The sequence below is a fragment of the Pseudomonas huaxiensis genome (assembly GCF_003231275.1).
Lineage (GTDB): Bacteria > Pseudomonadota > Gammaproteobacteria > Pseudomonadales > Pseudomonadaceae > Aquipseudomonas > Aquipseudomonas huaxiensis.
Window position 1 is genome coordinate 140,328 of record NZ_QKVL01000002.1, and the last position, 12,563, is coordinate 152,890.

Annotated in this window: 9 protein-coding genes; 5 read left to right on the top strand and 4 right to left on the bottom strand. The window is 63.6% G+C overall.

Going from position 1 to position 12,563, the window contains the following annotated elements:
- Nucleotides 1-37: 37 nt before the first annotated feature.
- Both DM374_RS03975 and DM374_RS03980 read right to left on the bottom strand, forming a co-directional pair.
- Nucleotides 38-1,978, bottom strand: a complete 1,941-nt coding sequence (locus tag DM374_RS03975; RefSeq protein ID WP_110968699.1) for a GmrSD restriction endonuclease domain-containing protein — start codon at nt 1,976-1,978, stop codon at nt 38-40.
- On the bottom strand, nt 1,971-3,332 hold the full coding sequence (locus DM374_RS03980; RefSeq protein ID WP_110968700.1) for a DUF262 domain-containing protein: 1,362 nt from the start codon (nt 3,330-3,332) through the stop codon (nt 1,971-1,973). Before DM374_RS03980 ends, DM374_RS03975 begins: the two co-directional genes overlap by 8 nt.
- A 394-nt stretch (nt 3,333-3,726) precedes the next feature.
- Between DM374_RS03980 and DM374_RS03985 the strand changes: the two genes are divergently transcribed.
- Genes DM374_RS03985 through DM374_RS04005 form a run of 5 tightly spaced genes read left to right on the top strand, consistent with a single transcriptional unit; the run spans nt 3,727 to nt 11,275 of the window.
- On the top strand, nt 3,727-6,141 hold the full coding sequence (locus DM374_RS03985; RefSeq protein WP_110968701.1) for a TonB-dependent receptor plug domain-containing protein: 2,415 nt from the start codon (nt 3,727-3,729) through the stop codon (nt 6,139-6,141).
- Nucleotides 6,142-6,194: 53 nt separating this feature from the next.
- Complete coding sequence (locus tag DM374_RS03990) at nt 6,195-7,823, top strand: ABC transporter substrate-binding protein (RefSeq protein ID WP_110968702.1); 1,629 nt, start codon at nt 6,195-6,197, stop codon at nt 7,821-7,823.
- The gene (locus DM374_RS03995) at nt 7,820-8,770 is read left to right on the top strand and encodes an ABC transporter permease (protein ID WP_110968703.1); all 951 of its coding nucleotides are present in this window, start codon (nt 7,820-7,822) and stop codon (nt 8,768-8,770) included. The genes DM374_RS03990 and DM374_RS03995 overlap by 4 nt, the downstream gene beginning before the upstream one ends.
- A gap of 1 nt (nt 8,771) precedes the next feature.
- Entirely contained in the window at nt 8,772-9,662 is an 891-nt protein-coding gene (locus DM374_RS04000) for an ABC transporter permease (RefSeq protein WP_110968704.1), read from the top strand.
- Nucleotides 9,659-11,275, top strand: coding sequence for a dipeptide ABC transporter ATP-binding protein (locus DM374_RS04005; RefSeq protein WP_110968705.1), 1,617 nt, complete (start codon nt 9,659-9,661; stop codon nt 11,273-11,275). The genes DM374_RS04000 and DM374_RS04005 overlap by 4 nt, the downstream gene beginning before the upstream one ends.
- Before the next feature lie 87 nt (nt 11,276-11,362).
- Here DM374_RS04005 and sodC read toward each other — a convergent pair whose 3' ends face one another.
- On the bottom strand, nt 11,363-11,890 hold the full coding sequence (sodC, locus tag DM374_RS04010) for a superoxide dismutase family protein (protein WP_110968706.1): 528 nt from the start codon (nt 11,888-11,890) through the stop codon (nt 11,363-11,365).
- A 133-nt stretch (nt 11,891-12,023) separates the two neighbouring features.
- Nucleotides 12,024-12,509, bottom strand: a complete 486-nt coding sequence (locus DM374_RS04015; protein ID WP_110968707.1) for an Lrp/AsnC family transcriptional regulator — start codon at nt 12,507-12,509, stop codon at nt 12,024-12,026.
- Nucleotides 12,510-12,563 lie beyond the last annotated feature (54 nt).

Below are 12,563 nucleotides of genomic sequence, written 5' to 3' on the forward strand. Positions count from 1 at the left end.
TCGGGACTGCCCACGCGGTCCCGAATCATTCGGTCACTCAGGTTCGCGCCAGACTATCGCGCAACACCTGCAACATCTCCCCCTCATGCCTGGCAATGGCCCCGGCCCCCCAATTGCCACGCATCATCAGGTGTTGTTTGACGCTATCCATCTCCGCAGCCTTGTAATGCTGTTTCTTGTGCTCGGGCAAATGGTTGCTCAGTCGAGAATTCTTGCTATGACTGATCAGGTAGAGATTGCCGAACGCATTCAATGGCCCCTCCTCAAGCCGCGTCGCCGAGACGGGATTGCGCGGATAGTGATGCTCGACCGAACTGCGGAAGGTGAACCTGAATGCCTCGACATCCGCATCCGTGGCGCGGTGCTTCTGCCACAGCAGGTAGTCAAGAAAGTTGAACACCAGATTGTTCTCGATGGCGCCATACCGCAACCGTGTGGCTGTCGCTGGCAGATCGATCGACTCAGGACCGCTCAGGCACTGGCGCCCCTCGCGATGAATGATCTCGTGATATCCCATCCCCTCTTGCGCCAACGCCCGGTCAAAGACAAAGCCCTTGGCAATGGACAGCAGGTAGTCGAGATAAGCCGCGGCCTCCACGGGCTGGTCTGCCTGCTGGAACAGATAGCGCAGCGCGGCGTACAGCCAATATTTGTAAGCCTGACTGGGTGCGGACACATGGAATGCCGACAGCAGCATCAGGACCGGCAGGTTCAGGTGTTTGTCCTGCTCACCCCCGAAGGTGTTGGGATAGCTGATGCCGGGGCTGTCTGACTTGCATCGCTTGAGGCTCCAGCCATCGGTCGTGTCCAGTTGCACGCGCTTGACCACAAACTGGTCATAGAGCGCTTTGCACCGCAACAGGTCGACCATGAACTGCCCCGCCTGCTCGCGGTTAGCAGCTTTCAGCAGGTGCGTATCGAAGGCCTGAAGCAAACGCTTGTCGTCCAGCGCGATGGTTTCGGCGGAGCCCGGATTGCGCTGTTCCGCATGCAACCGAAGGACATGCAGCAGGAAGTTGGGGAAGTTGATGACCGAACCGAATCGCTCCGGCGCGCCCTCGTCCTTGTCGACCGGGTAGTGCTGCGCCGCGGTTGCGGGGTCAGCAAGGATCGCGTCCAGTGTCAGTGCCGTCGACGCATCGACGACATCCGCGGGTCTGGCGTCCTTCAGCGCCGCCATCAGCTCGGTGAAACCGTCAACCCTGAGGCGACTCTCGTCAAACAGGCGAGTGCGTTGCTCTGGGGAGAACCCTGTTTGCACGTACTTCTCCATGTTCGCGCAGGCTTCCCAGACCTGATGCACACATGCCGCCGTTTCGGCATCGGCACCCAGCACCTCCAGCAATCGAGCCTTCAACACCTCATGCTTTTCGAGCTGCTCGCCACGGTTGTTCATGACTTCGAAATAGTGATTCAGCTGGGTGCCCTCCGGCACCTGCACCCGCATGATTTGCACCTGCTGCAGCAGGTAGTCGGCAAAGCCCTTGAGGGTGGCATTACTTTCCCTCAGGCGCGCAGGAACCAGCTTGTGCACCAGTCGGTAACCGTTGAGGATCGCGCTGTTGAAGTGTTTGTCCGCCGCTTTTTCGCCGAGATCATCATGTCCTTCCGCACAGGCGATCGCCTCAAGGGTTCTGCTCGATTGCGGACGGTTTTCGAAAGCCACGGGCGAACGGCTGAACGATTCCGACAACGCCAACTGCTTCTGCAGGTACAGCACCAGCAAGGACAACGTGGTCAGCCGCTGCTGTCCGTCGAGGGTCTCGAACTGTGCGGGTCCGTGGCCCGGACGCGGATACACTACCAGCGAGCCAAGGTAGTAGGACTTGCCAGCCGGCATGGCATCGATCACGTCCTGGATCAGTTGACCGATCTCCCCTTCTTCCCAGGCGTAATTGCGCTGGTACATGGGGATCAGGTAACGGTCGTCGCCATTGAACAGCGTCTCGATGGAAAGCTGGGTAACGGGTTCATTCATTGACATTCAGCACCTTGAACAACGCTAGCAATTCTGTCTCGTTTTCACGGTTGATCCGGGTCGCCGGCAACGGGTGCAAAAACACCTCCCGGGGGCGAGCCGCTGCCTGGACCACGCGAAACAGGTTGTGCTCCAGCACGTGGTTGTCCACGGTGGCGAGATGCACGGCGTGGCGTTCCAGGCGCACGTGATAGGCCCAGACGAACGCCTTTTCGATGGCCCGACCGATTTCCTCCGTAGCGAAGCGGTCGAGGTAGTACATGACCAGGCAGTCGAACATCCCGCGCACGTAACGATCGCCCTTGCGGTGTCGGCCCGGGTAGCTGTCGAGCGTCTTGAGCACCTCTTGCGCCGTGTCATCCAGCGCGAACCTGCCGGCCTTTACCGTCTCGACCATCCGTTGGTAGTGGGCCGCCATTTCGAAGAAACGCCGACCATTGACGATGGTCTGGTCGAAGTGAAAGGGAAACGCAGCGTGCTGCAGATCAATACGGCGATCCGGCTGCTGGTTGTATTGATCGACCCAGTGGTGGGCGATACGCAGTTGCTGGACATACGGATACGGCGGCGAGGTGACTAGATTCACCCCCTTGAACAACGCCACATCGTCTTTGCCGAAATAGCGCGCCGAATCCCCCTTCACCCAGCGGCGAATGCGGTACAGGTACTGGCCGAACAGCTTCGCCAGCTCCTGGCTTTTACTGTTCTCCCATTCCGCCACCACAGTAGTTTTAAGTCCATCGTCGGCGGGATCGAACTCGCGCAGGTGATAAGCCTTGAGCAGGTCATGAGGTTCCAGGTCACGGCCACGGGCGTTCTGCGAATCGAAGAACTGGAAGGCCTCGGAGATATCACCCAGCGTGAAGCAGACCACTTCGCATCTGTTCAGCAGAAAATCGATCAACGACTCGTCGAAGTCCTCGCGTTGTACGAGGCGACAGATCGTCTGGTAGTTCTGGCGCAGATTGCGCATCGACACCTGACTGCTGAACCTCAGAGGGTGCTGGATCGCGCCAAGCGCAGCCAGTTGCTCGCGCAAGGCCGAGGACTTCAGCGGCCGGGGCCGAGCAATCAGCGCCCGCACCATCAACAACAGCGTCAGGGTGCGCTGCTGACCGTCGACGATGTCCAGCCAGCCCGTTCCCGCTGGCTCATGCCCGTGATGAAACACCACGGTGCCGAGCCGATAGACCACCTCGCCGTGAAAGGTCTGCAGGTCGAGAAACAGTTGCATCACCTGCTTCTCGGTCCACTTGTAAGGCCGCTGATAGGGAGGAATTCGCAGGTTCAGCGACAGTAATTGCCGCACCGACAAGGCGCGTCGATGCGCAATATCCGTAACCGGGACCGTCATGTAATCGATCCTTGAGCGGCGGTCAGTAGCGTTTGATCGTTCATCGTCAGGCATCCATGGCTTGCATAGGGCGCCAATGGTGAACGGGCTCCGCGTCATCTTGTGTCGCGGTTGGATCGGCATAGCGACAGGCCAGCTCCCACAGGGGTATCCGGCAGCGCAAAAGGCGCTGATGAACACTCACGAAACACATCAATAACTTGCATATTAAAAATAAACAATAATTCCTAAAAAGAATAATATTCATATTCCAAAAAAGAATTTCCGCTGACGTTCTTATAAAAATAAGATCAATCCCAGACGACCTCGTCCCTCCTTCAAAAACGACAACGCCAGGCGATCTACCTGCACCCAGACCCAGGGCCAGTGCCACGCAGTAACGGACTATGCCCGCATGCACATATCCCGATACCCGCACCTCAGCACCCTCACTACCGCCCTGCTGTTCGCCGGCTTTGCGCCCGCAACCCAGGCCGCGGACAAAGACGCCCGCCTCGACACCGTCACCGTCATCTCCACCGGTGTCCGTGGCCAGGAACGTACCGTCGCCGACAGCCCTGCACCGATCGATGTGATCAACAGCGAGCAACTGCTCAAGACCGGCCGCGCCGAGCTGTCCGAAGCTATCTCGCGGCTGCTGCCGTCGTTCAACTTCGGCACCAATATCGCCGGCTACAACTCGGTCACCCGGCCGCTGAGCAACCGCAGCCTGGGCCCGGCCTACACCCTGGTGCTGGTCAACGGCAAGCGCCGGCACAACGGTGCCGTCGGCCAGCGCGGCAATATCGACAACAGCGGCGCCAACGCGGTGGACATCGACCTGATCCCGGTCAGTGCCGTTGACCACATCGAAATCCTCAAGGACAGCGCCGCCGCCCAGTACGGCTCCGATGCGGTGGCCGGGGTGATCAATATCATCCTCAAGTCCAGCGCCTCCGGCGGGCATGTGGAGACCAGCTACGGCCAGCTCTATTCCGGCCAGGGCGAGACCATCAAGGTGGCCGGCGACCAAGGCTTCAAGCTCGGCGAAAGCGGCTTTGTGCACCTGTCCGCCGACGCCCGCAAACGCGGGGATGCCGCCTGGAACGACAAGGCCGACAGCAGCGTACGGGCCTTCCGCGACCCAGTGAAGGAAGCCGCCTGGGACCGCGTCGCGATCAAGAACGGCGACCCCGAGATCAAGGCGTTCAACATCGCCTACAACGCCGAACTGCCGCTGGACGCGCTGACCCTCTACTCCTACGCCACCTACGGCGAACGCGACGCCGAGGCCTACAACTATTTCCGCCTGCCCACCGGCACCGCCGCCGTCCCGGAGCTGTTCCCGGACGGTTACTACCCGCTGAACAACATCAAGGACCGCGACTACCAGTTCCTGTTCGGCGGCAAGGGCGAGCGTGCCGATTGGCACTGGGACCTGAGCACCACCTATGGGCGCAACAACATCCACCACTCCAGCGATTTCAACATCAACCCGTCGCTGGGCACCGCGACGCCCACCAGCTTCGACAACCTGGCGACCTTCCGCTTCGAGCAGTGGGTCAACAACTTCGACCTTACCCGCCGCTACGACAGCCTGTTCGGCCTGACTTCGCCGGTGCAGGTGTCAGCCGGCCTCGAACACCGCTGGGAACGCTTCAGCACCTTCGCCGGCGAACGTGAGGCGTATATCACCGGTAACTACCCGGCGGCCTCCGGCGCCCAGGCGGCGGTGACCCTGCGCCCGGAGGACGAAGTCAGCCTTATCCGCAACAACTATGCGGCCTACCTGGACCTCGGCTTCGACCTCACCGACCGCTGGTTCCTCGACCTGGCCGGCCGCGTCGAGCACTACGACGACGACTCGGGCAACACCTTCGGCCTCAAGCTCAACTCGCGTTATGAACTGACCGACAGCGTCGCCGTGCGCGGCACCGTCGGCACCGGCTTCCGCGCGCCGTCGCTGACCCAGATCGGCTACACCGTCGCCGACAACCGCGTCGCCACCGACGTCAACGGCAACGTGGTCCCAGCCGTCACTCGCCTGACCCCGTCCGACAGCGGTCTGGCCGCAGCCCTCGGCGGTGACGCGCTGAAGCCTGAGAAATCGCGCAACCTCGGCTTCGGTGTGACCTGGCAACCGGCGCCGCGCACCAGCATCACTGCCGACGCTTACCTGATCGATATCGACGACCGCATCACCCTGACCAGCAACATCTATGACCAGGGCAATGGCGTCATCAACAGCATTCTGCAAAGCCAGGGCGTGACCCGCGGCACCTGGGTCAACTACTACACCAACGCCTACGACACCCGCACCAAGGGCCTGGATATCGTCGCCGACCACAGCACCGACTTCGGCGCCTGGGGCGATGTGCGCTGGAGCCTGGCGTTCAACTGGAACAAGACCAGCATCGAGGACGTGCGTGACACCCCCGCCTCCCTCGCAGGTTCCGGCGTAACCCTGGTGGGCCGCGACCGCGAAGGCGACCTGACCGTGGCCAGCCCGGAAACCAAGTGGATCCTCGGCGCCAACTGGAAGGTCAGCGACTTCGCGGTGAACCTGCAGACCACCCGCTTCGGCAGCGTGAAGACCCTGGCGGTCAACCCCAGCGGCGACCGCAGCTTCGGCGCCAAATGGATCACCGACCTGGACGTCGCCTATACCTTCTTCGATCAACTGACCCTCAGCGTCGGCGCCACCAACCTGTTCGACGTGCGCCCCGACAAGCACGCGGTGTACAGCCCGCTGGGCCTGGCGCCGTACGGCAACCCGCCGTTCCATCCGGGTGGCGGCTACTGGTACAGCAAAATCGCCTACGACTTCTGATCAGCCCGGCCGCGCCGCCGGGATGCGGCGCGGTCCTCAACGAGGAACCGCCCATGAGACTGCAACGAACCCTGGCCAGCGCGGCCATCCTGCTTGCCCTGGGCCTGACCCTGCCGGGCTGCTCGCCTTCGCAACCGGACGCACAGGCGGCCAGCACGCTGAAGATCGCGTTCTTCAACGACAACACGCAGTTGGTCAGCATCGATCCGTTCCAGGTCTATTGGATCGAGCACCGCGTGGTGCTGCGCAACGTGGTCGAGTCGCTGACCGACCAGGACCCCCAGACCGGCAACATCATTCCGTGGCTCGCCGAGCGTTGGGAAGTCAGCCCGGACGCCCGCGAGTACACCTTCTACCTGCGCCAGGGCGTGACCTTCAGCAACGGCGAGGTCTTCGACGCCCAGGCGGTGAAGACCGCCTTCGACAGCAACAAGGCGTTCGCCGCCGAGCTGCCGAGCACCTTCGGCGCCACTTACCTGGCCGGCTACGACCACGCCGAGATCATCGACCCGCAGACCATCAAGCTGGTGCTGAGCAAGCCCAACGCGGGCTTTCTCCAGGCCACCTCCACCACCAACCTGTCGATCCTTGCGCCCGAGTCCTACCGCAAGAGCGTCAAGGAACGCTCCCTGGGTGCGGTGATCGGCAGCGGCCCGTTCAAGCTCGACCACTACACCCCGGAAACCGGCCTGAAACTGGTACGCCGCGAGGGCTACGCCTGGGCGTCGGCCAACGTGCAGAACAAGGGCGACGCGCACCTGTCCGCCATCGAAGTCAGCTACGTGCCGGAAGAAAGCGTGCGCAACGGCCTGTTCCTGCAAGGCAAGGTCGATATCGTCTGGCCGCGCGTGCCGTTCTCCGAAGTCGACCTGCAACTGCTGCAACGCAACAACGCCACCATCCAGAGCCGCTCGCTGCCGGGGCCGGCCTTCAACCTCTACCCGAACACCCGCGACAACCGCATCCTCGCCGACCAGGCCGTGCGCCAGGCGGTGCAGAAAGCCATCGACCGCAAGAGCTACGCCAGCACCGTGTACAACGCCGCCTTCCCGGTGGTGGACGGTGTATATGACGTGACCACGCCGTACTTCCGCAGCCAGGGCGACAAGCTCGCCTTCGACCCGCAAGGCGCGGCGGCGTTGCTCGACGGCGCCGGCTGGACGCTTGGCCCCGACAACTACCGCTACAAGAACGGCAAGCGTCTGACCTTGCAGTACAGCGTGGCCGGCAAGGAAAACGCCGGCGACGTGTTGATCCAGGATCAACTGCGCAAAGTCGGTATCGAGGTCAAGCTCAAGATCCAGACCATCGCCGAATGGGCCGCCGGCAACGCCGCCGGCACCTATGACCTGACCTACACCTACATGACCCGCGCCGACCCGATCGTGCTGCAGACCATTCTCGATCCACGCTCGGCCAACAGCTCGACCCTGGCCACCAACACCTACGAACCCAGCGTATTGCCGCTGGCCCAAGGGCTGTTCGACGCCGGCCTGACCGCCACCTCGACGCAGCAGCGCGCCGATGCCTATGGTCAGTTGCAGGATTTGCTGATCGAACAGGGCTCGGCGATCCCGGTGTACGAGCGGGTCTGGCAGGCGGCGACCTCCTCGCGGGTGCACAACTTCCGTTGGAGCGCTGAAGGCTTCGCCTTCCTCAATGACATCGAGATCAAACCATGAGCCGCTACCTGCTCGGCCGTATCGCCCAGGCCGCACTGGTGCTCTGGGGTGCCTACACCATCACCTACTTCATTCTCTATCTGCTGCCGGGTGACCCGCTGAGCATCATGCTCAGCGCCTCGGGCATGGAAATCGATGCGCTGTCGCCCGAACAACTGGCCAAGGCCCGCGCCTATTACGGCCTCGACCAGGGCCTGCTGGAGCGCTACGTCGACCTGCTGCTGGGCGTGTTGCAGGGCGATCTGGGCCAGTCACTGACCCTCAGTCGCCCGGTCACCGAAATCCTCGCCGAGCGCCTGCCGCAAACCCTGGCCCTGGCCGGGCTGGCGATCCTGCTGTCGCTGGTCGGCGGAATCGGCCTGGCCTACCTCACCGCCTATGTGCGCTGGCAGCCGCTGAAAATCGCTCTCGCCCGCCTCCCGGCACTGGGCATCTCGGTGCCGGTGTTCTGGATGGGCCTGCTGCTGATCCAGGTCTTCGCCTTCGGCCTGGGCTGGTTCCCGGCCACCGGCAGCATCGGCTTCGAAAGCCTGGTGCTGCCGGTGATAACCCTGGCGATCCCCAGCGCCGCGGTCTACGCCCAGGTGCTGCAACGTGGTTTCCAGGACATCTGGCGCGAGCCTTACATCACCACCGCCTACGCCAAGGGCCTGAGCCGCGGCCAGGTGCAAGCCCGCCACGGTTTTCGCAATGCCGCCCTGCCGCTGCTGACGCTAATTGGCCTGCAGGTCGGCAACACGGTGTCAGGCGCGGTGCTGGTGGAAACCATCTTCGCCCGCAACGGCGTCGGCCGGCTGGTCCAGGAAGCCGTGCTACGCCAGGACATTTCGCTGGTGCTGGGCGTGGTCACGGTGTCCGCCGCCGCCTTCGTGCTGGTCAACCTGCTGGTGGACCTGCTCTATCCGATCCTCGACCCGCGCATCACCCACGCGCCCAAGGTGACCTGAGATGACTGTCTTGCAACGTACGTTCTCGACTGCCGTGCAACATCCTCACTGGCGCCCGCGCCATCGCCTGCAACGGCTGCTGGACCAGGCCGGGCCGCTATTGCGCCGGCCCGGCTTCGTGCTGGCCATGGCACTGCTGCTGTTCACCCTGCTGGCGGCCGTGCTGCCCGGTCTGTTCACCAGCGTCGATCCCTACGCCACCCAGCCTGCGGCCAAACTGCTACCACCCAGCGCCACGCACTGGTTCGGCACCGATGAACTGGGCCGCGACCTCTACACACGGGTGCTGTACGGCTCACGGCTTTCGGTGCTGGCGGCCTTGCTGGCGGTGGGCCTGGCGCTGGTGGTCGGGCTCGGCCTGGGCATTGTCTCGGGCTTTATCGGCGGGCGCCTGGACGCAGTGATCATGCGGGTGGTCGATGTGCTGCTGGCCCTGCCCGGCCTGCTGCTGGCCCTGGCCATGGTCACCGCGATCGGCTTCGGCACGGTGCCGGTGGCAATCGCCGTGGGCGTCGGGATCATTCCCGGTTTCGCCCGCACCACGCGCGCCGAGGTGCTGCGGATCAAGACCCTGCCCTATGTCGAAGCGGCGCGGCTGGGCGGCGCGAGCTGGGGCCGCACCCTGCTGCGCCATGTGCTGCCCAACGCCTGGGGCCCGGTGGCGGTGCTCGCCACCCTCGATGTCGGCGCGGCGATCCTCGCCACCGCCGGCCTCAGCTTCCTCGGCTTCGGCGCCGCGCCGCCTGCGGCGGAATGGGGCACGTTGATCGCCAACGGTCGCCACTTCCTGATCACTGCGCCGTGGGTGTCGCTGCTGCCGGGGCTGTTCCTGGTGCTGGTGGTATTCAGCCTCAACCATATCGCCCGCACTTTCGAAGAGGTCCAACGATGAGCCGCCTGATCGACGTCAAGGACCTGCGGGTCAGTTACCACAGCGCCGGACGCGTCACCGAAGCGGTGCGCGGGGTGAGTTTTCACCTGGAGCCGGGCGAGACCCTGGCCATCGTCGGCGAGTCCGGCTCGGGCAAGACCACCCTCGCCAGCGCCCTGCTCGGCCTGTTGCCGCTGACCGCGCGGATCGACGGAGGCAGCCTGGTGGTCAGTGGCCAGGACATCAGCCACGCCAGCGACAAGGTCAAACAACAGTTGCGCGGCCGGGTGGTCGGCCTGGTGCCACAAGACCCGATGGTCAGCCTCAACCCGACCCTGAGCATCGGCAAGCAGATCGGCGAAAGCCTGATCCTGCGCCATGGTCGGCGCTATCCGGGGCTGGACGCCGATGTGCTGGAACTGCTGGAACAGGTGGGCATCGACAACCCCGCCCTACGCGCCGTGCAGTATCCCCATGAGCTTTCCGGCGGCATGCGCCAGCGCGTGCTGATCGCCATCGCCCTGGCCGGCGAGCCGAAGCTGATCATCGCCGACGAACCCACCAGCGCCCTCGACGTAACGGTGCAAAAACGCATCCTCGACCACCTGGAGCAACTGGTGAAAGCGCGGGGCATCGCTCTGGTGATCATCACCCACGACCTCGGCGTGGCCGCCGACCGCGCCGACCGGGTGCTGGTGATGAGGAACGGTGAGGTGATGGAAGCCGGTCCGGCGCGGGACGTGCTGTCCGCCCCCAGCCACGCCTACACCCGCGACCTGCTGGCCGCTGCGCCGGCCTTCGGCGAAACCCGTCGGCCCGTGCCGGTGGACATCCGCGGGGCGCAGCCGCTGCTCAGTTTCGAGGACGTTGGTAAAGACTTTCGCCTGCCCCGGCATGCCGGCGCACAGCAGAGTTTCCAGGCCTTGCAGGGGCTGAGCTTGAATGTCTATCCACGACAGACCCTGGCCATCGTCGGTGAATCCGGCTCGGGCAAAAGCACCAGCCTGCGCATCGCCCTCGGCCTGGATCACCCCAGCCGTGGCCGCGTGCGCTTCGACGGCCAGGACATCGGCGGCCTGAGCTGGAAGCAATTCAGACCGCTGCGCCAACGCATGCAACTGGTGCAACAAAACCCCTTCGCCGCGCTGGACCCGCGTTTCAGCATCTACCAGAGCGTGGTCGAGCCGCTGGTGTCGTTCGGCCTGCTCAAGGGCCGTGAACTGGAACAGGCGGCGCGGCAACTGATGGACCAGGTGCAATTGCCCGCCAGCTACCTCGATCGTCTGCCGCGCGAGTTGTCGGGTGGCCAGCGCCAACGCGTCGCCATCGCCCGCGCCCTGGCGCTCAAGCCGGATCTGTTGCTGCTGGATGAGCCGGTGTCGGCGCTGGACGTATCGGTGCAGGCGCAGATCCTCGACCTGCTGCGGGAATTGCAGGCGGAACTGGGCGTGGCCTATGTGCTGGTGTCCCATGACCTGGCGGTGGTCGCCAGCCTGGCCCATGAAGTGGTGGTGTTGCGCCAGGGGCAGGTGGTGGAACAGGGGTCGGCGCAGGATGTACTGGAAAGGCCGCAGGACCGCTATACGCGGGAGTTGCTGGAGGCGGTACCGGGAAGGAGGTTGGCGGTGGCTTGACTCAGGGCTTATCGCACCGAAGCGTCGCGATAAGCCCGCCACAAAAAATCCCGGCCAAAAGACCGGGATTCTTTATTCCAACAACCGTTACTTGATCACGCCACAAGCAAACCGCGCCGCGCCGCCGCCCAGCGGGGCCGGATGATCCGAGTGGTTATCGCCACCGGCATGAATCATCAGCGCATGGCCTTTGAGCTCATCCAGATTCTTGATCTTCGGCGCCAGCAGCGGCTGCGCGGCCTTGCCGTCTGCGGTGACGATCAGCGCCGGCAGGTCGCCCTGGTGGCCGGCGTCATCCCACGGGAAGCTGTGCTTGCCGGTGTTCTTCGGGTCCCAGTGCCCACCGGCACCACCGGCCGGGACCGCCTTGCCGTCAACCTCAGTCGGCGCGCAGCTCGGGTTGGCATGAACGTGGAAGCCATGCACGCCCGGCGCCACGCCACTCAGCTCCGGCGTGAACACCGCGCCATACGGGCTCTGGGTGATAGTGACGAACCCGACGCTCTTGCCTTCGCCCTGGGCGCTGGCTTCCTTGAGCTCGACCTTGAGGGAATCGGCGGCATTCACCGCAGCGCTGGCACACAGGGCGACAGACAGAGCAATCCACTTTTTCATTGGGCACATTCCTTAATTCGCTGAAAAAACGTTTGAGAGCTTAGACAAAACTGCCGGTGGATTCGAATGAAAATCATCCACCGACAATATGAGGCAACAGCTCAACCCCGACAGTTCCAGGCCGGGCGCATGCTTACTGCCGCACCGGCAAGCGCGTCACCGCCTTCACCTCGCGCAGCGACAGGCTCGACTGGATCGAGGCAATCCCCGGCTGGCGGCGCAGCACGTCCTCGACGAAGCGCCCGTAGCTCTCAAGGTCAGTCGCCACCACCGTGAGCACGTAGTCCGCCTCGCCCGTGACCTTGTGGCAGGACAGCACTTGCGGCAGTTCGCCGATGGCCCGTTCGAACTGATCCGGCGCGTTGTCCGACACGTTACCGAACCGCACCTGGGCGAATGCCATGACGTCGTAGCCGAGCTTGCGACGGTCGAGGTTGGCCTGGTAGTCGCGGATGATGCCGAGGTCTTCGAGACGCTTGCGCCGGCGCCAGCACGGCGTGACCGACATCGACAGGCGCTCGCCCAAGGCTGCGCTGGACAGCGTCCCGTCGTCCTGCAGCAGTTGCAGCAACGTGCGGTCCACACCATCCAGCGAGTCAAAAGAACTGTCTTTGCTCATTACGCCAATTCCCTGAAATGAATTCGCTAACTTAACCGTATTCGCCTGAAATAA

Excerpts from the sequence above, each read along its gene's own strand:
- DM374_RS03975 (WP_110968699.1), bottom strand. The coding sequence starts at position 1,978 with ATGAATGAACCCGTTACCCAGCTTTCCATCGAGACGCTGTTCAATGGC.
- DM374_RS03980 (WP_110968700.1), bottom strand. The coding sequence starts at position 3,332 with ATGACGGTCCCGGTTACGGATATTGCGCATCGACGCGCCTTGTCGGTG.
- DM374_RS03985 (WP_110968701.1), top strand. The coding sequence starts at position 3,727 with ATGCACATATCCCGATACCCGCACCTCAGCACCCTCACTACCGCCCTG.
- DM374_RS03990 (WP_110968702.1), top strand. The coding sequence starts at position 6,195 with ATGAGACTGCAACGAACCCTGGCCAGCGCGGCCATCCTGCTTGCCCTG.
- DM374_RS03995 (WP_110968703.1), top strand. The coding sequence starts at position 7,820 with ATGAGCCGCTACCTGCTCGGCCGTATCGCCCAGGCCGCACTGGTGCTC.
- DM374_RS04000 (WP_110968704.1), top strand. The coding sequence starts at position 8,772 with ATGACTGTCTTGCAACGTACGTTCTCGACTGCCGTGCAACATCCTCAC.
- DM374_RS04005 (WP_110968705.1), top strand. The coding sequence starts at position 9,659 with ATGAGCCGCCTGATCGACGTCAAGGACCTGCGGGTCAGTTACCACAGC.
- sodC (WP_110968706.1), bottom strand. The coding sequence starts at position 11,890 with ATGAAAAAGTGGATTGCTCTGTCTGTCGCCCTGTGTGCCAGCGCTGCG.
- DM374_RS04015 (WP_110968707.1), bottom strand. The coding sequence starts at position 12,509 with ATGAGCAAAGACAGTTCTTTTGACTCGCTGGATGGTGTGGACCGCACG.